The sequence below is a fragment of the Streptomyces sp. TLI_185 genome, assembly GCF_003814765.1.
GTDB lineage: Bacteria > Actinomycetota > Actinomycetes > Streptomycetales > Streptomycetaceae > Streptomyces.
The window spans coordinates 8,017,636-8,039,645 of record NZ_RKRB01000001.1; the positions used below are offsets into that span (position 1 = coordinate 8,017,636).

The 22,010-nt window shown below is 70.9% G+C and carries 18 protein-coding genes; 2 read left to right on the plus strand and 16 right to left on the minus strand.

Annotation, left to right across the window (positions count from 1 at the left end; translation table 11 throughout):
- Positions 1-21: 21 nt before the first annotated feature.
- The 14 genes from EDD92_RS36850 to EDD92_RS36915 all read right to left on the minus strand — a co-directional run bounded on the left by EDD92_RS36850 (position 22) and on the right by EDD92_RS36915 (position 14,554).
- Complete coding sequence (locus EDD92_RS36850; RefSeq protein WP_123968314.1) at positions 22-861, minus strand: TIM barrel protein; 840 nt, start codon at positions 859-861, stop codon at positions 22-24.
- 181 nt (positions 862-1,042) lie between these two features.
- Entirely contained in the window at positions 1,043-1,726 is a 684-nt protein-coding gene (locus EDD92_RS36855; RefSeq protein WP_123968315.1) for a hypothetical protein, read from the minus strand.
- A 24-nt stretch (positions 1,727-1,750) separates the two neighbouring features.
- Complete coding sequence (locus EDD92_RS36860; protein WP_260327001.1) at positions 1,751-2,251, minus strand: hypothetical protein; 501 nt, start codon at positions 2,249-2,251, stop codon at positions 1,751-1,753.
- A complete protein-coding gene (locus EDD92_RS36865) occupies positions 2,224-3,495 on the minus strand; it encodes an MCE family protein (RefSeq protein ID WP_123968316.1) in 1,272 nt (423 codons plus the stop codon). The genes EDD92_RS36860 and EDD92_RS36865 overlap by 28 nt, the downstream gene beginning before the upstream one ends.
- Complete coding sequence (locus EDD92_RS36870) at positions 3,492-4,763, minus strand: MCE family protein (RefSeq protein ID WP_123968317.1); 1,272 nt, start codon at positions 4,761-4,763, stop codon at positions 3,492-3,494. Before EDD92_RS36870 ends, EDD92_RS36865 begins: the two co-directional genes overlap by 4 nt.
- The gene (locus tag EDD92_RS36875; protein ID WP_260327002.1) at positions 4,760-5,887 is read right to left on the minus strand and encodes an MCE family protein; all 1,128 of its coding nucleotides are present in this window, start codon (positions 5,885-5,887) and stop codon (positions 4,760-4,762) included. Before EDD92_RS36875 ends, EDD92_RS36870 begins: the two co-directional genes overlap by 4 nt.
- Positions 5,884-6,864 (minus strand): MCE family protein, encoded by a 981-nt coding sequence (locus EDD92_RS36880; protein ID WP_123970705.1) that lies wholly within the window; start codon positions 6,862-6,864, stop codon positions 5,884-5,886. Before EDD92_RS36880 ends, EDD92_RS36875 begins: the two co-directional genes overlap by 4 nt.
- A 269-nt stretch (positions 6,865-7,133) precedes the next feature.
- A complete protein-coding gene (locus EDD92_RS36885) occupies positions 7,134-8,171 on the minus strand; it encodes an MCE family protein (protein WP_123968318.1) in 1,038 nt (345 codons plus the stop codon).
- A complete protein-coding gene (locus EDD92_RS36890; RefSeq protein ID WP_123968319.1) occupies positions 8,168-9,403 on the minus strand; it encodes an MCE family protein in 1,236 nt (411 codons plus the stop codon). Before EDD92_RS36890 ends, EDD92_RS36885 begins: the two co-directional genes overlap by 4 nt.
- A gap of 5 nt (positions 9,404-9,408) precedes the next feature.
- Positions 9,409-10,212 (minus strand): ABC transporter permease, encoded by an 804-nt coding sequence (locus tag EDD92_RS36895; protein ID WP_123968320.1) that lies wholly within the window; start codon positions 10,210-10,212, stop codon positions 9,409-9,411.
- A 9-nt stretch (positions 10,213-10,221) separates the two neighbouring features.
- The gene (locus tag EDD92_RS36900; RefSeq protein WP_099932182.1) at positions 10,222-10,992 is read right to left on the minus strand and encodes an ABC transporter permease; all 771 of its coding nucleotides are present in this window, start codon (positions 10,990-10,992) and stop codon (positions 10,222-10,224) included.
- Entirely contained in the window at positions 10,989-11,936 is a 948-nt protein-coding gene (locus EDD92_RS36905; protein WP_123968321.1) for an ABC transporter ATP-binding protein, read from the minus strand. Before EDD92_RS36905 ends, EDD92_RS36900 begins: the two co-directional genes overlap by 4 nt.
- Positions 11,937-12,409: 473 nt before the next feature.
- Complete coding sequence (locus tag EDD92_RS36910; RefSeq protein ID WP_260327003.1) at positions 12,410-13,366, minus strand: RNA polymerase sigma factor; 957 nt, start codon at positions 13,364-13,366, stop codon at positions 12,410-12,412.
- A 171-nt stretch (positions 13,367-13,537) separates the two neighbouring features.
- Positions 13,538-14,554, minus strand: a complete 1,017-nt coding sequence (locus tag EDD92_RS36915; RefSeq protein ID WP_260327004.1) for a lytic transglycosylase domain-containing protein — start codon at positions 14,552-14,554, stop codon at positions 13,538-13,540.
- Positions 14,555-14,639: 85 nt separating this feature from the next.
- Here EDD92_RS36915 and polX point away from each other — a divergent pair, with 85 nt between their 5' ends.
- Positions 14,640-16,388, plus strand: a complete 1,749-nt coding sequence (polX, locus tag EDD92_RS36920) for a DNA polymerase/3'-5' exonuclease PolX (protein ID WP_123968323.1) — start codon at positions 14,640-14,642, stop codon at positions 16,386-16,388.
- A 113-nt stretch (positions 16,389-16,501) separates the two neighbouring features.
- Entirely contained in the window at positions 16,502-19,141 is a 2,640-nt protein-coding gene (locus EDD92_RS36925) for a glycosyl hydrolase (protein WP_123968324.1), read from the plus strand.
- 190 nt (positions 19,142-19,331) lie between these two features.
- Here the strand turns inward: EDD92_RS36925 and EDD92_RS36930 are convergent, their stop codons facing one another.
- Positions 19,332-20,591, minus strand: coding sequence for an MFS transporter (locus EDD92_RS36930; RefSeq protein ID WP_123968325.1), 1,260 nt, complete (start codon positions 20,589-20,591; stop codon positions 19,332-19,334).
- Positions 20,588-22,003, minus strand: coding sequence for a rhodanese-like domain-containing protein (locus EDD92_RS36935; RefSeq protein ID WP_260327005.1), 1,416 nt, complete (start codon positions 22,001-22,003; stop codon positions 20,588-20,590). The genes EDD92_RS36930 and EDD92_RS36935 overlap by 4 nt, the downstream gene beginning before the upstream one ends.
- Positions 22,004-22,010: the final 7 nt, after the last annotated feature.

Sequence of the window (22,010 nt, forward strand, 5' to 3'; positions counted from 1 at the left end):
AGCCCCCAGTCGACGGCCCCGTCAGCGAGCGGCGCGGTACTCCACCGGCAGCCAGCCGAAGGCCTCCGCACTGGGCCGGTCGCCCGGCTTGTACTCCAGCCCGACCCACCCCTCGTAACCGGACTTCTTCAGCTGGTCGAGGAGCTCCTCCAGCGGCAGCGAGCCCGTTCCCGGCGCCCCGCGGCCGGGGTTGTCGGCGATCTGCACATGCCCCGTCCTGGCGGCGTACTGCTCGATCACCGAAGGGAGGTCCTCGCCGTTCATGGACAGGTGGTAGAGGTCCATGAGGAACTTCGCGTTGCCGAGGCCCGTCGCATCGTTGACCTTGTCGACGATGCCGATGCCGGCCGGGGCCGACACGAGCGGGTACCGCGGCGACTCGGGCTGGTTGAGCGTCTCGATCAGCAGGATCGCGCCGATGCGGTCGGCGGCACGGGCCGCGAGGACCAGGTTCTCCAGGGCCAGCGCGTCCTGCTCTGCCGGGTCCACGCCCTCGACGCGGTTGCCGTACAGCGCGTTGAGTGCCTTGGTGCCGAGCGAGTGGGCGAAGTCCGCCGCCACCTCGATGTTGGCGCGGAACTTCTCCGACTCCTCGCCCGGGATCGACAGGGCGCCGCGGTCGGGGCCGGGGAGCTGCCCGGCGTAGAAGTTCAGGCCCGTGAGCTGGACGCCCGCGTCCTCGATCGCCTTCTTCAGGGCGTCGAGCTCGGACTGCTCGGGGGTGGGGGAGTCGACCCAGGGCCACCACAGCTCGACCGCCGTGAAGCCCGCGGCCGCGGCGGCCGCGGGGCGCTCCAGGAGCGGGAGTTCCGTGAAGAGGATCGACAGGTTGACGTTGAAGCGCTGCTCTGCGAATCCCATGGGGGTCGGCGCTCCCTTCCGTGGCGACTGTGGCTGCTTCGGCTATTCCGTATAGCGGAAGTTGGTTTCTGCTTAATGGAAGACTGCCTGTGGGTGGGGAGGACTGTCAAGACCGTCCGCCGAAGCGCGGACAAAAAAGTGCCCCCGCGCGGAATGCGCGGGGGCACGGTGAAGCGGCTGATCACAGGGCGTCGACGGCGCTCACCTTCCAGCCCTCGGAGGTACGGCTCATCGTCATCCGCACGCGGTTCAGATCCAGCCGGGAGCCCGAGACCTGGGTGCTCTGGGTGACCTGGTTGACGAAGAGCAGGACGGTGACCCTGTCCGACGACCCCGAGGCGACGGAGGCCGCGGGGACGGTCGCCTTCACCACCCCGTGGTACTTCTTCGCCGTCGGCCCGACCACCGTCCTCGTGGTCTTCCCGTACTGGTCCTTGAAGTGCCCGGTCAGCAGCGTGCGGGCCCGGGCGAAGTCCCGGTCCAGATGCCGGTAGTCGTACGACAGCACGACCGGCGCCGCCTGCTTCGCGGCCGCGAGCGCCTGCGACCGTGCGCTCTCCGCCTGCCGGTCCTGCGCGTACTGCCGGCCGAGCAACGAGGCGGCGACCAGAGCCGCCACCAGCAGGGCGCCGAGTACCGCAGTGAGCAGCCTCCGCCCCGGCCGGGGCGGAGGTGCGCTCCCCTCCGGCTCCGCCAAGGTGTCCGGGTCCTGTTCCGGAGGCTCCGGCGAGGGCACCGGCGGGTCGTCCCAGCTGTCCGGGGCCGGCGGCTCGGGCCGCTTCAGGTACTCCACCCGCTTGGCGCGCTTGGCCGCCGCACGGGCGGCCGCGCTCATCGTGCGGCTCCGGGTGGTCGGGTTCGCCATGGTCGTACTCCTCACTGGGGCCCGTCAGCCCACGAACTCGACGTCGGACGTCAGCCAGCGCCCGCCCCGGTACACCAGGTCGAGCTGCAGCCGGTAGGTGCGCGCCTCCCCCTGGGGCACGGCGGTGTTGGTGACCTTGCTGTCGGCGACCACCAGGACGCGGCCCGAGTGGGCGTCGGAGCGGACGATGCCGGCATCCAGGACCTGCCCCTCGGACACCGACTTGTTCTGGGCGACGAGCTTGGTCAGCTGTGCCGTCTGCGCGGTGAACTGCTTCTTGAAGTCACCGGTGGCGCCCTTGAGGACGTTCGCGCTGTCCCGGTCGTAGTGCCGGTAGTCGAGCGAGGTGAAGTTCAGCGCGGACTGACGGGCCGCGGCCAGGATGTCCTGGCGCCGCTGTTCCGTCTCGTGCCGGTCGTGCAGGGCGAAGCCCAGCCGGCCGGCGACCACGGCGGTGAGGACGGTCGCCGCGACCAGCCCCACCGTCAGGACCCTGTTCATGCCATCGGGCCGACGAGCAGCCATTGCCACGACTCCTTTCCGAACACCGTCTGCTGGCCGCCCGTCGAGCCGATCTCGACGGGCCTTCCGTCCGGACCGGTCGCGGTGCCGGACTCCGGGTCGTACGGCGTGACGTACGCCGCCTGGTTCGCGCCGCCGGACGACGCGCCGGGGGCGTTCTGTGCGCCCCGCACCGACGTCTTGCCGCCGCGCGGGGCGGCGCAGTGCGCGGCGGTGTTGGCCTCGCGGGTGCTGGTGTCCGAGGGGTCCCGCCAGGTGGTGCCGTATCCCTTGGTGCACGGAGGCGGGTCGCCCGCGTTCACCACCAGCCCGAAGTGGGTGGTCCCGTCGCCCGGGACGACCGTGTAGCTGCCCGCGACCAGCGCCGGGAAGGTGACGAGGGCCTGCTCCACGCCGGGCAGGTGTGCCAGCGTGACCCGGCCGCCGCTGATCAGGTTGGCCAGCAGTACCGACAGCCCGGGGCCGGTCGACTTCAGCAGCGAGTCGACCTGCTGGGCGGCCGGTGTCGCGTTGCCGATCACCTTGCGCAGGTCCCCGTCGCTCGATTTCAACTGCGCGCTGAGCGCGGCCAGATCGTGCGCGAACGACTTGATGGACGAGCCCTGGTCGGCCTGCGTCTTCAGGACCTTCCGCGAGTCCTCGATCAGCGAGATCGTCTCGGGCAGGGACCGGGACGCCGACTCGACGAGCGCGTTGCCCGAGTCCACCAGTCGGCTCAGGTTCGGGCCGGTGCCGTCGAAGGCCTTGCCCAGCTCGTCGACGGTGACCCGCAGGTCGTTCTTGCCGACCGAGTTCACCAGCCGGTCCAGGCTGAGGACCAGGTCCGTCGTGGGCAGCGGCACGCGGGTGCTGCCGCGCGGGATGGCGCTGCCGTCGAGGAGATACGGGCCGTGGGAGGTGCGCGGCTGCAGATCGACGTACTGCTCGCCCACCGCCGACCGGTCCGCCACCACGGCCAGGGTGTCCGCCGGGATGCGCGGCGCCCCGTCCTTGATGTCGAGGGCGACCGAGACGCCCCCGGAGCCGCTCAGCCGCAGCGCGCCGACCTTCCCCACGGGCACCCCGCGGTAGGTGACCTCCGCGCCGGGGAAGATGCCCCCGGAGTCCGCGAAGTCGGCCCGCACGGTGTAGCCGCGGCCCAGCACGTCGTCCACCAGGCCGGTGTACTGGGCGCCGACGTACGACACCCCGACCGCGGTGACGGCGGCGAAGGCCACCAGCTGGGCCTTGACCGTACGAGTGATCACGGCTGGACCCCCTTCAGCATCAGCTCGGCGAGCGCGAGGTCGATGCCCTCGGGCGGCTCCGCTCCGGTGGTGTAGCTGCTCGTGCAGACCGGCGGGCACAGCGGCCCTCCGCCGCCCGACGGTGACGACGGCACCGAGGGCGACGACGGCAGGCTCGGTGCGCTCGGCAGCGGGGCCGGCGTCGGGACGCTCGGCACATCCGGGAGGCCCGGCGCGGCAGAGCCGCCGGGTGTCGGCGAACTGCCGTTGCCGTGGCCGGAGTTGCCGCCCGCCGCATTCCCGTACAGGTCCGCCAGATCGAGATCCGCGGTGATGTGCAGGTTGACGTAGTCGCCCTTGACGGCGTCCACCGCATTGCGCGGGAACGGGTAAGTGGTCAGCAGCTCGAGGGAGTTGGGCAGGTCGCTGCCCGACTTGTTCAGCTGTTGCAGGATCGGCCGGAGCTTCTTGAGGTTCGCGACCGTGTCGTCGTGCGAGGCATTGACCACCTTGGTGCCCGCCTTGCCGAGCTTCGACAGGGAGGTGAGCATCTTCGTCAGGTTGCGCCGCTGGTCGGCCAGGACCTTCAGGGCGGGCGGCATCGTGTCGACGGCCTCGGCGATGGTCTTCTTCTCCTTGCCGAGCCGCCCCGCGAGCCGGTCGACGGCCTTGATCGCGCGGACGATGTCGGCCTTCTGCTTGTCGAGTCCGCCGACGAACGTGTTGAGCTCCTTCAGCAGCGACCTGACCCGGTTCTCCCGGCCGTCCAGGGCCTTGTTCAACTCCACGGTGATCGTCTTCAGCTGGGCGACCCCACCCCCGTTGAGCAGGGCGGACAGTGCGGAGAGCACCTCCTCGACCTCCGGGTTGCGGCCGCTGCGGGAGAGCGGGATGCGGTCGCCGTCGCGGAGCCGGCCCACGGGGGCGGTGCCGGTCGGGGCGGCGAGCGCCACGTACTTCTCGCCGAGCAGACTGGTCTGCCGCAGCTCGGCGACCGCGTTCGCGGGCAGCTTCACCGAGTCGGCGACCCGCAGCCGTACACGCGCGTGCCAGCCGTCCAGCTCCACCTTCTCCACCGCGCCGACGGTGACGTCGTCGACCTTCACCGCCGACTGCGGCACCAGGTCGAGGACGTCACGGAAGTCGACGGTGACGTGGTAGGCGTGTCCGTCGTCGGCCGCGCCGCCGGGCAGCGGGACGTCGTACCAGCCGTTGAACTCGCAGCCGGACAGCAGCAGCGAACCGACCGCCGCCCAGGCGAGTGTCCCGGCCTTGCGTCGTGTGCTCATGCGCTCGCCCCCAGGATCCCGCCGAGCGTCCGGTCGACCGTGCCCGTCACCGCGGTGCCCTGCGTGGGCAGTTCGGGCAGCGAGTCGAAGAGCTTCTTGAGCTGCCTGCAGTCGGGGTTCCTGCCGCCCTCGTCGCCGGTCGTCCGCAGGATCGAGCACAGCAGCGAGGCGGGATCCTGCGCCTGCTGGGCGTTGTTGCGGGTGTCGAGGGTGCCGGAGGACGGGTTGTAGGCGTTGTTGAGGTTCGACATGCCCGTGGGCGCGACCCGCAACAGCTCGTCCAGGGCGGCCCGTTGGGTGACGAGCACCTTGGTCACCTTGCTGAGCCCCTTCACGTCCGTGGTCAGCGACTTCTTGTTGTTCTTCACGAACGCGGACACGTCGCCGAGCGCCGTCCCCAGGTTCGTCAGCGCGTCCGCCAGGTCCTGACGCTCGCCCGAGAGCTGCTGCGCGACGTCGGCGAGACTGGTGTTGAAGGACCGCACGCTCTTGTCGTCGGCCGCGAGTGCGGCGGTGAACACCTGAAGGTTCCGCACTGTCCCGAACAGGTCCTTGCGCCCGTCGGACAGTGTGGTGACCGCCTGCGACAGGTCCTGGACGGTCCGGTTGAGGTTCGCGCCCTGCCCGTCGAGGTTGTCGGCGCTCACCCCGAGCAGCCGGGAGAGGGAGCCGTCCTTGTTGGCGCCCTTGGGGCCCAGCGCCTCGGCCGTGGTGTGCAGGCTGTCGAAGATCCGGTCCAGTTCCACGGGCACGGCGGTGCGGTTCTCGGGGATGACGGCACCGCTGTGCATGACCGGGCCCTTCCGGTACACCGGCAGCAGCTGCACGTAACGGTCGCTGACCACCGAGGAGTTGATGATCGCGGCCTGGGCGTCGACGGGGACCTTGCGCCCGTGGTCGTACTCCAGCTCCACCCGCACCCGCTCTCCCTCGGGCGTGATCTTCTTGACCTCGCCGATGCGGACGCCGAGGACACGGACGTCCGAGCCGGGGTAGATGCCGATGGTCCGCGGGAAGTACGCGGTGACGTGCACCGGCTCGGGCCGCGGCCACAGCACATAGGTCAGGGCGGCGACCAGGACCAGTGCGGTCAGCACCGCCAGGCGTCTCGTCAGGCGCTTCACGGGGTGCCTCCCGTCCGCGGCGTCACCGGAGCGGCGACGAGGTTCTGGACGTAGGAGTCGAACCAACGGCCGTTGCCCAGGGCGTTGGTGAAGACCCGCACATACGGCGCGAGCAGCTGCACGCTGCGGTCGAGGCTTGCCTGGTTGCGTTCGAGCATCTGCACCACTCGCTTCAGGCCCTGCAGCGCGGGCCCGATCTCCTTCTCGTTGTCCTGGACCAGGCCGGAGAGCTCGATGCCGAGCGCGGCGGAGGTCTTCAGCAGCTTGTGGATGGCCTCGCGCCGCCTGCTGATCTCCTTGAACAGCTGGTCGCCGTCCTTGACCAGGGCGGTGAAGTCCTTGGAACGGTCGGCGAGCACGCCGGTCGTGCCGTTCGCGTGGTCGAGGAGTTCACCGAGGGCCTGGTCGCGGGAGGCGACCGTGCGGGAGATCTCCGACAGGCCCTTGATGGACGCGCGCACCTCGGCGGGCGAGTCCTGGAAGGTGGCGGAGATGGTGTCCAGGGCCTTCGCCAGCCGCCCGGTGTCGACCTTCTCCGTGGTGGTGGTCAGGTCGCTGAACGCCTGCACGACGTCGTACGCCGGGACGGTGCGCCGCAGCGGGATCTCGCTGCCCGGCCGCAACTGGCCCGGCCCCTTGGGCTGCAGCGCGAGGTACTTCGCGCCGAGGATCGTCTTGATGCGGATCGACGCGCCGGTGTCGGTGCCGAAGCTCGGATCGCCCTTGACCTTGAAGGTGACCTTGACATGGCCGCCGTCCAGGTCGACGTCCTCGACCTTGCCGACCTTCACCCCGGCGATCCGCACCTCGTCACCGGGCTTGAGCCCGCCCGCCTCCGAGAAGGCCGCGCTGTACGTGTTCCCGCCGCCGATGAACGGCAGGCTGTCGGCGTTGAACGCGGCCACGGTCAGCAGCGCGAGGACGGTGAGACCGACGGCTCCGATGACGACGGGGTTGCGCTCACGGAACGGGATCAGGCGTGGCCGCCGTATGCGGATGCGCGGCAGCCTGGGCGGGTCGATGCGCACCTTCATCATGGGCTGCGGGCGCGGTGGCGCCGGGAGCGGCTGCGGCAGCGGCTGCGGCTTCGGGCGCCGCAGGCGAGGCGGGTCGATGCGCACCTTCATCAGCGGTTCCGGCTTTTGCGGCCGGGGCGCACGACGGGGCAGCCGTGGCCTCGGCAGCTTCGGCCGGTCGATGCGCACCTTCACCAGCGGCTCCGGGCGGTTCCTACGGGACGTACGCGTCATGAGCCGCACCTCGCCCTCGCCACGTGCAGGTCGGGGGTGAGCGCCTGCTTCGTCTTCGGCAGCACGATCCGGCCGTCGAAGTCGCAGAGGTAGAAGTTGAACCAGGAGCCGTAGGACGCGGTCCCCGTCAGTGCGTTGAGCTTGTTCGGCAGCCGCTGCAGGACGCCCTCCACGGTCTTCTCGTTGTCGTTCAGCGTGCCGGTGAGATCCGTCAGCCGGGCGATGTCGTCCTTCAGCGGCGGCCGCGCGTCCTTCAGCAGCCCCGAGGTGGCATCCGTCAGATCGCCGATGCTCGCCAGCGACTGGCCGATGGGCTTGCGGTCGGCGGACAGACCGGAGATCACGCGCCGCAGCTGCCCGATCAGTTCGGAGAAGCGGGTGCCGCGCTTGTCCAGCGTCTTCAGCACGGTGTTGAGGTTGTCGATCACCGAGCCGATCAGCTTGTCCCGCCCGGCCAGGGTCGTGGTGAGCGAAGCGGTGTGCGCGAGCAGGCTGTTGACCGTGCCGCCCTCGCCCTGCAGCGTCTTGATGATCTCGGTGGCGAGCTGGTTGACGTCCGACGGGCTGAGCGCGGCGAACAGCGGCTTGAAGCCGTTCAGCAGCGCGTTCAGGTCCAGCGCGGGCTGTGTCCGCTTCAGCGGGATCGTGCCGCCCGGCTTCAGCGGGGTGCCGTCGCCCGCGCCCTCGGTGAGGGCGACGTACCGCTGCCCGACCAGGTTGCGGTAGCGGATGACGGCATGGGTGCTGGTGAGCAGCGGCCGGTCGGCACCCACGGTGAAGGTGATCTCCGCCAGCGTACGGTCCTTGATCCGGACGCCCTGGACCTGACCGACCCGCACTCCGGCGACCCGGATGTCGTCGCCCTTCTCCAGGCCGGTGACATCGCTGAAGACGGCACTGTAGGTGCGGTCGGGGGAGAAGGAGAGATTGACGATGGTGGCGGCGAGCAGGCCCGTCGCCACGATCGTCACCAGCGCGAAGAGGCTGAACTTGATGAGGGGAGCGGCGGTCTGCCGCGCTGCCGAGGTCCTCATACGACGCTCACCGCCGTCCCGCGGGCCATCGGCCCGAACAGCAGGGTCGCGACCGGCGGCACCTCGTCGGCGGGCACCCCCAGCACGGGCGACACGAGCGAGTCGACGGCCCGCTGTTCGGCCCGGGTGGCGGAGACGCCGAGCGGACCGGACGAACTGCCCTTCCTGGAACCGTCGTTGAGGTGGAACCCCGGGGCGGGCACCGAAGGGTGCGGCAGATCCCGGCAGTTCGGCCCGGACCGGTCCGCGTACCGAGGCTCCTCGCCGGGCTGGTACGCCCCCTGCTGCCGTACGACCTCGAGCGTGATGTGCATCTTGCCGCCCCGGAACGCCTGCTCGGAGGCCTGCTCCTCGTGGACCAGGCCCGCGAAGAGGCACGGGTACTCGGGGGAGTAGCGGGCGAAGAGTTCGAGGGTCGGGCGGGAGACCTGCCCCAGGGTGATCAAGCGGTCGCCGTTCTCGTCGAGGAAGTCCTGTGTGGTGCCGGCGGCGCCGGCCGTCGTGGTGAGGGCCGACGCGAGCCGGTCCCGCTCCGCGACCAGCGTGCGGCTGGTGGTCACGGTGTTGCGCAGGATCTCCATCAGGTCCGGCGCCGCGTCGCCGTACACCTGGGCGACGTCGGCCAGCCGGGCGAAGTCCTCGGTGAGGGACGGCAGATGAGGATTGAGGCGGTGCAGATAGTCCTCCACGCGCGTGAGGTTGTCGCCGATCCGGTCGCCGCGGCCTTCGAGGGCGGTGGCGAACGCGGAGAGCGTGGCGTTGAGCTTGCCGGGCTGCACGGTCCGCAGCAGCGGCAGCAGGTCGTTCATCACCTGCTGCAGCTCGATGCCGACGCGGGTGCGGTCCTGGGTGATCACGTCACCGGCGTGGATGGGCCGGGCCGAGGAACGGGCGGGCGCGACCAGGTCGACGTACTTCTCGCCGAACAGCGTCTTGGGCAGCAGCCGGGCCCGCACGTCCGACGGGATGTCGGCGGCGTACTCCGGCTTCAGCGCGATGTCGAGCGTCGCCTTCCGCCCGTCGGCATGCACCGAGCGCACCTCACCGACCAGCAGGCCGCGCAGTTTGACGTCGGCGCGCGGGTCGAGCTGGTTGCCGAGGCTGTCGGCCTCCAGCCTGATCCGTACGGCCGGGGTGAACGCCTGTTGGTACACGGCGACGGACAACGACAGCAGCAGGGCGAGTACGGCGAGGAACACCACGCCGTACAACCGCAGTCTCCACACCCTCATACGGTTCACCCCGCAATCCGCACGGTCGTGTTGGCGCCCCAGATGGCCAACGAAAGGAAGAAGTCAAGGACGTTGATCGCCACGATCGAGGTCCGCACGGCACGCCCCACCGCGACGCCGACCCCCGCCGGGCCGCCGCTCGCGTAGTAGCCGTAGAAGCAGTGCACGAGGATGATCAGGACGGCGAAGACCAGCACCTTCCCGAAGGACCACAGCACGTCGACCGGTGGCAGGTACTGCTGGAAGTAGTGGTCGTAGGTGCCCGCCGACTGGCCGTAGTAGCCGGTGGTGATGGTGCGCGCGGCGAGGTAGGAGGACAGCAGCCCGATCACGTACAGCGGGATCACTGCGACGAACCCGGCGATCATCCGCGTGGTCACCAGGAACGGCAGCGAGGGCACGCCCATGACCTCCAGGGCGTCGGTCTCCTCGCTGATCCGCATCGCTCCGAGCTGGGCGGTGAAGCCGGCGCCGACGGTCGCGGACAGCGCGAGCCCGGCGACCAGCGGGGCGATCTCCCGGGTGTTGAAGTACGCCGAGAGGAACGCCACGAAGTTCGAGGTGCCGAGCTGGTTGAGTGCCGCGTACCCCTGGAGCCCCACCTCGGTGCCGGTGAAGAAGGACAGGAAGGCGATCACGCCGACCGTGCCGCCCACGACGGCGAGGGCACCGCGGCCGAAGCTCACCTCGGCGAGCAGCCGCAGGATCTCCTTCTTGTACCGGCGCAGGGTCCGGCCCGTCCACGCCAACGACCGCCCATAGAAGGAGAGTTGACGGCCGAGCTCCTCCAGGCTCCTCAAGACTGCCATGTCTGTGCCTCAGCCCCTCTGCGGGACGACCTGGAAATACACCGCGGTCATCACGAAGTTCGTCACGAACAGCAACATGAAGGTGATCACCACCGACTGGTTCACGGCGTCGCCCACACCCTTCGGACCGCCCTTCGCGGTCAGTCCCTTGTACGAGGCGACGATCGCCGCGATCGCCCCGAAGACCAGCGCCTTGATCTCGGCCGCCCACAGGTCGGAGAGCTGGGCGAGGGTGGTGAAGGAAGCGAGGTAGGCGCCCGGGGTGCCGTTCTGCAGGACGACGTTGAAGAAGTAGCCGCCGGCGACGCCGACCACCGACACCAGCCCGTTGAGCAGCACCGCCACCACCATCGAGGCCAGCACCCGCGGCACGACCAGCCGGTGGATGGGGTCGATGCCGAGGACCTGCATCGCGTCGATCTCCTCGCGGATCTTCCTGGCCCCGAGGTCCGCGCAGATCGCGGTGCCGCCGGCGCCCGCGATCAGCAGTGCGGTGACGATCGGGGAGGCCTCGCGCAGCACGGCGAGCACGGAGGCGGCTCCGGAGAAGGACTGCGCGCCCAGCTGCCGGGTGAGGCTGCCGATCTGCAGCGCGATGACAGCCCCGAAGGGAATGGACACGAGCGCGGTCGGCAGGATGGTGACGCTCGCGACGAACCAGGCCTGCTGGATGAACTCCCTTGCCTGGAACGGCCGTCGGGGCATCGTCCGGACGACGTCCAGCGCCATCGCGAACAGGTTCCCCGACTGCCGCAGCGCTCCGGTCGGCGACAGTCTCATACGTCCGCCACCGCCTTCCGGCGCCGCAGCTCGGCCTCGCGCCGGGCGATCGCCTCCCAGCGTGGTGGCCGGGTGATGGCGGGCCCCGGCAGCAGGCGGGGAGTCAGAGCCTGGCTGCCGGGTGTCTGTGCGTGCTCGCTGCCGCCGAGCGCGGCCAGCTCCTGCTCGACCTGGGCCGCGTCCTTCTCCTCCGCCATGCCGATCGGACCCTGCATCCGCCCGTGCAGGAACTGCCTGACGACCGGCTCGTCACTGGTCAGCAGCTCCTCCCGCGGCCCGAACATCACCAGCTCGCGGCGGAACAGCAGCCCGATGTTGTCCGGTACCTGGCGGGCGGAGGCGATGTCGTGCGTGACGATCAGGAAGGTCGCGTCGATCTGGGCGTTGAGGTCGACGATGAGCTGGTTGAGATAGGCGACGCGGACGGGGTCGAGGCCGGAGTCGGGCTCGTCGAAAAGAATGATCTCGGGATCGAGGACCAGCGCCCGCGCCAGCCCCGCCCGCTTCCGCATGCCACCGGATATCTCCCCGGGCAGCTTCGGCTCCGATCCGATGAGCCCGACCATGTCCATCTTCTCCAGCACGATGCGCCGGATCTCGCTCTCGGACTTACGGGTGTGCTCGCGCAGTGGGAACGCGATGTTGTCGTAGAGGTTCATCGAGCCGAACAGCGCGCCGTCCTGGAACAGCACACCGAACAGCTTCCGCACCTCGTACAGCTCGTGCTCGCGCAGCCGTGTGATGTCCCGCCCAGCGATCTTCACGCTGCCCCGGTCCGGCTTCAGCAGCCCGACGAGCGTCTTGAGGAACACCGACTTGCCGGTGCCGGAGGGGCCGAGCATGACGGACACCTCCCCGGCGGGCAGCGTCAGCGAGACGTCCTGCCAGATGACCTGGTGACCGAAGGACTTGGTCAGCCCTTCCACACAGATCTCGACACCCATCCGGTCCACCTCTCGGCCTGTGGAGCAGCTCCGACATCTGCTCTACGGGGACGGACGGGGGGTCCGTCGCGGGGGAGGCGGATTTTTTTCAGAGGGGCGTCTAGCGGGGCTGAGGGGGCGGGTGCGGTCGGCTGGTTCGGTCCGCGCCGGATCTGCGTAACGGCCGGGGGCGCGGCAAGGGACCGAGACCGGTACGGACGGCGTGGCGGGAGTCTCCAAGAGGCTGCGCCGTGTCGGCGCGGACCGCCTTGAGGCCGGCCTCGGCGACCGCCGCGGACGCCTGCACCGACTCCATGATCGCGACGGCGGACGCGGTGGGCCCGGCGGGCCGGGCGCACTCGGCAGGTTCGACGTACCCCGAACGCGGGGGTGGCCCGGACCGTTGGCAGCCAGGTCCCTGGGAGGGCGCGGCAGCGAGCGGGCTTGATGCGGTCTGTTGCCCAGGTGCGGGGGACTCCGGAGGAGTGGGGGTGTTACGGCAGGTCGGTCGGCGTCGGGGTGGGGACCGAGACCGGTAGGGACGGGGCGGCGGGAGTCTCCGAGAGGCTGGGCAGGGTCGCCGTTGGGGTGGGGACGTCCGGCAGGGGGGAGAGGTCGGGGGTGCTCGGCAGGGCCGGGACGTCGGGGACGGCCGGGACCGGTGACAGTGACGCCTTCGGGAGCGGCGGTACCGACAGGGGGAGCAGAGGGCGGTCGTGGGTGCCGGTCGACGGTGTCGATGTGGTCGACCGTTCGCGACCGTTCGCGGCGGGCGTGCGGCCGGCGTTTTCGGGGCGTACCGTTTCGGCGGCTTTCCCGGCGGCGGGGGACGTGGCGGGCGGGCTGGTCGTGGCCGGGCGGCCGCCGTCCAGGGCGTACGGCAGGACGAAACCCGCCACCGCCAGCGTGGCCGCCGTCGACGCGGCCGCCACCGCCTGCGCCTTGCCGCCCGCCCGCAGCCGCCCCCGCCCGAACAGGAACAGCACGAACCCGAGCGTCCCGGCGAGCGAGGCGCGCAACGTCCGCCGGGCCCGGGCCAGCAGCGACTCGACGGTCCGGTAGCTCAGCCCCATCCGCACGGCGACCTGGCTCACGTCCAGGTCCTCGGACTTCAGCCGCAGCGCCTCCGCCTGCCGCGCGGGCAGCTCACCGTGTCGCACCGCCAGCCACTTCGCCTCCGCCCGGTCGCACACGGCCTCCTCCACCGGCACCGGTCCGGGCGCGATCAGCGTCGGGCTGGTGCGGACCTCGGCCTCCCGGTTGACCTGCCGGTACCGGTCCACGCACAACCGCATGGTCACCGTCGTCAGCCACGCCCCGAGCCGCTCGTCGTCCAGATCCGGCCGCTCGGCCGCGCGCAGCATCGCCTCGTGCACCGCGTCCTCGGCGTCCTCCTGGCTCATCGACCTGCGCCGGGCCACCCTGAGCAACTGCTCACGGTGGCTCCACATGCGCCGCCAACGTTCGTCGCCAGCTCTTGCCTCCGCAGGCATCTCCGTCGCCATGAGGGCCCCTTTGCGCTCACCCACCGGTCTCGTCCCAGCCCGGCGGATGGCGACATTACCGCCCGGTAGCGGCGGTTGTGGAGGGGGGAGCGGTCATCGAGTCCGCCCCGTTACTGGTCAGCCACTGGTCAGCGGGAGGCCGCTGGGCAGCACGTTCTCGGTCGGCAGGTCGACGGACGGGGTGGGCATGGGGGCGATGGGCTCGGGTGAAGTGCCAGTTGCCGGACGGGAGTTGGAGGGGGTCGGAGAGGAGGGCGCGGACGGCGTGGTGCTCGGTCGAGGGGACGGTTTCGGCGTCGGTTTCGGGGTGGGGGTCGGTTTCGTGGAGTGCGAGGGATCGGGATGCGCCGAGGGCCGTACCGACGAACCCGCGGATCCGTCCGGCACCACCGTGTGCCCCTCCAGGAAGTACGCGTACCAGGCCCTCACCGTGCGCAGATAGGCCTCCGAGTGGTTGTAGCCGAGGATCGCCCGGTCCAGTCCCGCGGGCTCGGACAGATCCCCTCCGGCCGCGCACAGATACCGTCCGGCAGCGAGCGCCGCGTCGAAGACGTTGCCCGGGTCGGCCCGCCCGTCGCCGTTCCCGTCCGCTCCCCAGCGGGCCCAGGTGGACGGAATGAACTGCATCGGGCCCACCGCACGGTCGTACACCGCGTCCCCGTCGTACGCGCCACCGTCCGTGTCCGGTACGACGGCGAAGGCACCGCCGTCCAGACGCGGGCCCAGGATCGGCGTCACGGTCGTGCCGTCCGCGGTCACCCGGCCGCCGTCCGCCTGCCCCGACTCCACCTGCCCGATCGCGGCCAGCAGCTGCCAGCGCAGCCCGCAGCCGGGCGCGGTACGCGCGAGCTCCGCCTGGGCATGGCGGTACGCGGCGAAGACGGTCGCGGGCACCGCGCCGCCCGCGACCGCCGGTGCCCCGCCCTCGTGGCCCTCGTGCTTCCGCGCGAGCGGGGGCAGCTCCGTGCGGTACGGAGTGTCGCCGGACACGCTCGGCCCGCGCTCCGCGGGCTGCGCCACCGGCGCCTGTGCCCCTGCCGGGGTCGCCCCCGGCGCCTGCGACGCGGTCAGCGCCGCCATCGCCGCCGCTGCCACCGCCGTACCCCTGACCCGTCTGGCCCTGCGCCCTGTCACCTTGCGGTCCCCTCCCTGCGAGCTCCTGTCATCTGCTCTACGGGGGAGGACGGCACGTCCGTCGCGGCGTGCCTACCCTGAAGGTGTGGCCCGGTCCAACGACGAGGTCGCCGCGCTGCTGCAGGAGTACGCGGACCTGATCTCGATCACCGGAGGAGACGCGTTCAAGGCACGCGTCTACGAGAAGGCTGCCCGGTCGGTCGGCGGCCACCACGCCGACGTCGCCACGCTCGACCTCAAGGGCCTGCAGCAGATCCCGAACGTCGGCAGGTCGATCGCCCAGAAGGTGCTGGAGTACTTCGACAACGGCAGCGTGTCCGCCGTCGAGGAACTGCGCGCGAAGATCCCCGCCGGGGTCCGGCGGCTGACCACCATCCCCACGCTCGGCCCGAAGAAGGCACTGACGGTCTACGAGGAGCTGGGCATCTCCTCGGTCGACGAACTGGCCGACGCAATCCACGAGGAGCGGCTGCGCGACCTGAAGGGCTTCGGGCCGAAGACGGAGGAGAACATCCTCCACGGCATCTCGCTCCTGCAGTCCTCCGGGGGACGCGTCCACATCGACCTGGCCATGGGCCTCGCCGACGACATCGTCGCCGAGCTGTCCGCCGTGCCGGGCTGCCTGCGCTGCGCCTATGCGGGGTCGCTGCGGCGGATGCGCGAGACGATCGGCGACATCGACATCCTCGCCGCGGCGAGGAAGCCGGCCCCGATCATGCAGGCGTTCACCGAGCTGCCGTACGTCACCGAGGTGATCGGCACGGGTGAGAAGAAGACGTCCGTGCGCACCAGCAAAGGCCTCAATGTCGACTTGCGCGTCGTACCACCGGATGCCTGGGGTGCGGCACTGCAGTACTTCACCGGCTCCAAGGCGCACAACATCCGTACCCGTGAACTGGCCGTGCACCAGAAGCTGAAGCTCTCCGAGTACGGGCTCTTCGACGTCGAGAGCGGCAAGAAGATCGTCTCCGAGACCGAGGAGGAGGTGTACGCCCGGCTCGGGCTGCCCTGGATCCCGCCGACGCTGCGCGAGGACCGCGGGGAGATCGAGGCCGGGCTGCGCGGCGAGCTGCCCGACCTGGTGACGGAGGCGGACCTGCGCGGCGATCTGCACTCGCACACCGACCTCACCGACGGGCTGGCCCCGCTGGAGGAGATGGCCGAGGCCGCCGCCGGGCGCGGCTACGCCTACTACGCGATCACCGACCACGGCCCGGACATGGCCATGCAGCGCATGACCGACGAGCGGATGCTGGCCCAGCGCGAACGCGTGCGCGAGCTCGACGGGACGTACGCCACCCGGGGCAGGCGCGGCGGTCTGCGGCTGCTGCACGGCGTCGAGCTGAACATCGGGCCGGACGGCGAGGTGGACTGGCCCGGGGAATTCCTCGCCGGGTTCGACCTGTGCGTGGCCTCCGTGCACTCGCACTTCAACCAGGGGCGCGAGGCCCTGACCCGGCGGATCGTAAGGGCCTGCGAGAACCCGTACGTCAACATCATCGGCCACCCCACCACCCGCATCATCGGCAAGCGTCCCGGCATCGACGCCGACCTCGACGCGATCTTCGCCGCCTGCGCCCGCACCGGCACGGCCCTGGAGATCAACGCCCATCCGGACCGTCTCGACCTGCGCGACGAGGACATCCTGCGGGCCGGGCGGCACGGTGTGAGGTTCGCCGTCGACAGCGACGCGCACGCCGTCCCCCACCTGGCGAACATGCGCTACGGCATCGGCACCGCCCAGCGCGGCCGGCTCACCCGGGAGGACGTCATCAACACCTGGCCGGAGCGTCGGCTGCGGGGCTTCCTGCGGAAAGGGCGGCAGGCCCCCTGAACGGCCCGTAGGTGACAGGTTCTGGTCAAGGCTTGTCCAAAAAGCGGACGTCTTCCACCACTCATGATCGGGTCTCCTGCGACGGCTGTACGACCCCCGTTCGGGAGGATCTGGTGTCAGCACCAACCCGTAAGAGACGATGGTTCACGATCTGTGCCATCACCGCATCCGCCGCACTCGTCGCGACACCCGCAGGCGCCGCGTCCGGCAGGACGACGACGCCCTTCGGAGCCCGCACCCTTGCTCAACTCGCCGCCGAGCGAACGCAGTCGGTCGGCACGATGAGCCCTCGGCTGAAGGGCGAGGACGGCGATGACGGCAACGAGGCGGACGAGATAGCCGAGGGCGCGGACCAGTACGCCGAGGCCCGCACCTCACCCGGCATCGTCGCCCCCGGCGCGTACGGCGCCGCCTGGACGAGCCTGACCAACCTGCCGAGCACCGGCGGCAGTTGGCGCAACATCACCGACCTGCCGTACAACTCCGACGACTCCCGCTACCGGGACATCGACTCCAACTCCAGTGGCGGGTCCGGGAACGTCACCGGTCGTATGGCCGCGCTCGCCGCCGATGACGACGGGTATGTGTACGCGGGCAGCGCGGGCGGCGGCGTATGGCGGTCCAAGCGGGGCGGCGGGCACTGGAAGCCCATCAGCGACAAGCTGCCCTCGCAGTCCACCGGCGCGCTCGCGCTGGACGGCGGCGGACGCCTGTGGCTGGGCACCGGCGAGGCGACCACCAACGCGGACGCCTATCTCGGCAGCGGCGTCTACGTCCTGTCCCAGCCGCACCACGGCACCTTCTCCGCCCGCAGCCGGGTCGGCGGCGACGAGCTGGAGTCCACCACCATCCACGAACTGCGCTTCGGCGGCGGCAAGGTGTGGGCGGCGACCAGCGAGGGCGTGTGGAGCCACTCCACGAAGACGCTGAAGGGCGCCTGGAAGCTGGAGTTCGCACCCAACCCCGACTATCTGCCGCGCGGTTCGAAGGCGACGGACGACTCGGCCGCCTACAAGAACATCGCCAACGACATCGCGATCGACCCCAAGGACCCGTCCAAGGTGATCCTGGCGGTCGGCTGGCGCAGCGGTGACGACTACAACGGCTTCTACACCAAGGACTCGAGCGGCGCCTGGAAGCGGATCACCAGTGGCTTCGGCGACCTGCCGACCGACGCGGACAACGTCGGCAACGTCACCTTCGCCCGCTCCGCCGACGGCTCGCGCTACTACGCCATCGACCAGTCCCCCGAGCAGCTGAACACCAACCCGGACAGCGGACTCGAGGGCATCTACAGCGCCGCCTCGCCGTTCGGTCCCTGGGCGAAGATCGCCGACTACAAGGGTCTGGCCGCCGACGGCTCCGCACTGACCACCAGCGGCTACATGCCCGGCGTACAGGCCTGGTACAACCAGTTCCTGACCGTGGACCCGAGCGACCCCAAGCACGTCTACGCGGGCCTGGAGGAGGTCTACGAGACCAAGGACGGCGGCTCCACCTGGTCGACCGTGGGCCCGTACTGGAACTTCACGTTCCCCTGCTGGAGCATCGACCCGGCCAAGCAGACCGGTGACTGCAACCAGACCACCCACTCCGACCAGCACGGCGTCGCCATCGGCAGCTACCACGGCAAGAGCTTCGTGTACGTCGGCAACGACGGCGGGGTCTACAAGCGGCCGGTCAACGGCTCGCAGGACGCCTCCGGCCACGCCACCGACTGGACCTCCCTCAACGACGGCACCATCGACACCCTCCAGTACTACTCGGTGGGCATCGGCAAGGACCTCGACCACGGCGGCGTCTCCGTCACCGGCGGCCTGCAGGACAACGGCCAGTCGGTCCTGCGCAGCAACGACAAGGTGATGGGCTCCAACTTCGGCGGCGACGGCGGCGACACCCTCACCGACCCCGCCAACGGCTGCAACATCGCCGAGGAGTACGTCTACCTCGCGATCCAGGTGACCCAGAACTGCGCAGTCAACGACGGCAGTTGGACCACCGACGCAACCAAGGCCACCTCGTACAACGTCGCCCCGGCCGACAACGCCACCAGCGAGGCCCGCTTCATCGCCCCGCTCGCGACCGACCTGAAGAGCTCCTCGACGTGGATCGCGGGCGGCCGGCACGTATGGGTGCAGACCCACGGCTACGCCATCCGCAGCGGCAAGGAGTGGACGAGCGTGTACGACCTCGGCGCCGGCCGCACCGCGACGGCCGTGGCGGCATCGGGCGGCAAGGTGTACGCGGCCTGGTGCGGGCCGTGCAACAACCAGGGCTTCGCCCGCGGCATCTCCGTCGGCAACGCGGACGGCACCGGCTGGCACGACATCACCCTGCCCGTCGACGGGACCGTACCGAACCGCTACCTCAGCGGCTTCGCCATCGACCCGAAGAACGCCGACCACGTCTTCCTCGCCGTCAACGGCTTCTCCCGGCACTGGACGGAGGGCCCCGGCGCCGGCGTCGGCCATGTCTTCGAGTCCACCGACGGCGGCACCACCTGGAAGGACGTCTCCGCGAACCTGCCCGACGTGCCGACCAACTCCGCGATCGTCACGCCCAACGGCGGCCTCGCCGTCGCCACCGACCTGGGTGTCGTCTACCGCGCCCCGGGCCACACCAAGTGGCAGCGCGTCGGCTCGCTCCCGGCCGTCGGCGTGCTCCAGCTGAAGCTGGGCCCCGACGGCAGCACCCTGTACGCGGCCACCCACGGTCGCGGCATCTACACCATCAAGGTGCGCGACTGCGACTGACCAAGGTGCGTGACTGCGACTGACGCACACCGCATGGTGAGAGGGGTGCCCCCCGTGTTCTGCGGGGGCACCCCTCCTGCGCTACACCGGATGATCGAGGTCAGCCCGTCCACGCTCAGAGGCATGAGGCGGAACGGCACCGGAGATCGCCGTCCGGGAAGGCGTCGGCCGGCTCAGCCTCTGATCCGTGTCACGGGCGCGGGTGGGTTTCGTACATGCGGGTCGCCACGACCAGGCCGGATACGGCGGTGAGGGCGGCGACCGTCCAGACCGCGGTGGTCAGGCCGTAGGCGTCGGCCAGGATTCCGGCGAGCAGGGCGCCGACCGCGAAACCCCCGTCGCGCCACAGGCGGTAGACGCCGACCGCGCGGGCCCGCCAGGCGGGGTGGGCGACGTCGCCGATCACCGCGAGCAGGGTCGGATAGACCAGGGCGGTGCCGACACCCAGGAGGATCTGGGCCGTTGCCCAGAGAGGGAAGGTCGTGCCGAGGGCGACCAGGGCGATGGCGGCAGCCTGGATCAGCATGCCGGCGGTGATGAGGTGTTTGCGGCCCACGCGGTCGGACCACCAGCCGGTGAGCAGCTGGCCGAAACCCCAGACCGCCGGGTAGAGGGCGCCGAGGATCCCGATGCGGGCGACGGACAGCCCGTGCGCGGCGAAGAGGAGGGGGAAGACGCCCCAGGCGAGGGCGTCATTGAGGTTGTTGACCATCCCGGCCTGGCTGGCGGCGGACAGCGCCTTGTCGCGCACGCTGGTGATCCAGGCGATGCGGGCCGTGGTCAGGTGCTCGTGGTGGTCCGATCCGGCCGGGCTCGGGTGGTCGGCCGCCTCCAGGCGGGCGTGGCCGCGGGTCTCGCGCACCACCAGCAACGACAGGCCCAGGCCGAGGGCGGCGTACGCGATGCCGAGGAGGAACGGCTCGGGGCGCAGTCCGGCGCGGGCGGCGATGGCGCCGGTGGCCATCGCGGTGGCGGCCAGGGCGACATAACCGGCGGCCTCGTTGAAGCCCATCGCCAGGCCGCGGCGGGCCGGACCGGCCAGGTCGATCTTCATGATGACGGTGGTGGACCAGGTCAGCCCCTGGTTCATGCCGAGCAGCACATTGGCGGCGACCACCCAGCTCCAGGCAGGCGCCCAGATCAGCAGCAGCGGCACGGGCAGGGCGATCAGCCACCCCGCGACCAGGACAGGCTTGCGGCCGTAGCGGTCGCAGAGCGTGCCGGCGAAGAAGTTGGTGATCGCCTTGGTGGCGCCGAAGGCCGCGATGTAGGTGAGCGAGGCGGTGTAGGCGGAGAGGTGGAAGACGTCGGCGGCGAGCAGGGGCAGGACGACCCGCTCCTGGCCGAGCATGCCGCCGACCAGGGCGTTGACCGCGACGAGCAGGGTGAACTGGGCGAGGTTGGCGCGCAGCCCGAGCCGTATGCCGTGCTCCGGCACGGTCGCGGTCACGTGCCCTCCACCAGCGGGTGCCCCGTGGCCTCGGCCCAATCGTCCGGTCCGCCGGCCAGGACGGCCAGGTCCTTGTGCCCGGCGCGCTGAAGGAGACTGGCGGCGGTCATGGCACGCTCGCCGTGGCCGCAGTGCACGACCGCCCCGGCGGGTGCCTCCTCGGCGTGGGCGGGCAGGTCGCCGAGTTCGATTCCCACGGCACCGGGGATGTGCCCGGCGGCGCGCTCGGCGTCCTGGCGGACGTCCAGGACAGGTCGGCCTTCGGTCATGCGGTCCGCGCCGAGCAGCTCAACGGTCTGCTGTTCGCCACCGTCGGCGATCCACGCGGCCATCGGCAGGTGGCCGACGAGGCGTTCGTATCCGATCTTCACGGCCTGCCAGGCGAGTTCGGCGAGGTCCTGGCCGGGGGCGGTGACGAAGACGAGCGGGGCGTCTTCGGGCAGCAGCCAGCCGAGCCAGGTGGCGAACTGGTCGCGCAGCGGGTTGGAGAGCGCGCCGGGAATGTGTCCGGCAGCGAAGTCGGCGATGGGCCGGACGTCGACCAGCTGAGCTCCCTGGCCGACCAGGCGGCGGATTTCGGCGACCGTGAGGGGCGGGAGGCCGGGGTCGCTCTCGAGGAGGGCGGGGCCGCGCCGGTTCGCCTCGGCGAGACGGTCGAAATACGCGGGGTAGGAGCCGAGGCCGCCCAGCAGTCGTCGTACGAAGGTGTCCTCGTCGGGCGCGCCGAGGAGCGGGTTGGACTGCCTCTGGGCGCCGATGGTGGTGGTGCGTTCGGCGCCGGACGGGGCGGAGCAGAAGGAGCCGGCGCCGTGCGTGGGCCAGACGGCCACCTGGTCGGGCAGCTCGGCGAGGCGGTGCAGGGAGCGGTACTGGGCGCGGGCAAGTTCCTCGGCCCTGTCGGCGCCGAGCAGGTCGGTCCGGGCGGCCGAGCCGACGATCAGAGAGCCGCCGGTGAAGACCCCCAGCGCCCGGGAGCCGTCCAGGAGAAGGAAGGACAGGTGCTCGTCGGTGTGGCCGGGGGTGGCCAGCGCGCGCAGGGTCAGTCCGCCCAGGTCGATCTCGTCGCCGTCGGTCAGGGCCCGGTGCGGGAAGCCGCGATGCCCGGTGGCGGAGGCCAGCACGGTCGCCCCGTCGTCGGCGGCGAGCTGGAGCGCGCCGGAGAGGAAGTCGGCGTGCAGGTGGGTGTCGGCGGCGAAGGCGACCCGCAGCCCGTGCCGCCCGGCGGCGCTGCGCAGCGCCCTCAGGTCCCGGCTCGCGTCCACGGCCAGCGCCCCGCCGTCGCCCAGGTCGACGAGGTAGGCGCTGTTGCCCAGACCGCTGTCGACGAGCGGTATCAGGTGATCGTCGGCGAAGCCCATCGGATCCTCCGGATTCCACGGCAGGGCCCGGATCGCTCCGGCGCCCACTCTCATCTACAAT